This is a genomic window from Campylobacter sp. 1569 (genome assembly GCF_024723675.1).
GTDB lineage: Bacteria > Campylobacterota > Campylobacteria > Campylobacterales > Campylobacteraceae > Campylobacter_D > Campylobacter_D jejuni_C.
The window spans coordinates 1-377 of record NZ_JANQDB010000065.1 but is presented as its reverse complement, the minus strand read 5'-3'; the positions used below and the strand labels follow the sequence as shown (position 1 = coordinate 377).

The following is a 377-nucleotide window of genomic DNA, read 5'->3' as shown; positions in this document are numbered from 1 at the left end:
CTTTTACTTCGTTTTTATATTTATTTATTTCTTGCACTTTTGGAGCTAGTATTGTTTTATATTCATTTAAAGCTTGAGGATTTAATTTGCTTTCAGAAAAACTATCTTTATATACTGAAAGAAAATCTAAGCTTTGAACAATAGATCTTGCTATTTTATCAAGATCGGTATTTTTATCATATTTACTTTTATTAATAAAATATGTTTTTATAAATTCAACTTTTTGATCTTCATTCATATCTTCATATTTGTATTCGTTTAATATTTTTATTAGATCATGAATGTTGATTGAATAATACTCATTTGTAATATCTTTGATAATACTATGAATTACATCAGAATACAAATCATCTATATCTAACTTTACTTCTACATCA

The 377-nt window shown here is 21.8% G+C and carries 1 protein-coding gene; it reads right to left on the bottom strand.

All coding sequences use genetic code 11. The features are described 5' to 3' along the window. The coding region (locus CAMP5060_RS08195) for a hypothetical protein (RefSeq protein ID WP_337218213.1) at positions 1 to 377 on the bottom strand (377 nt) is incomplete at both ends.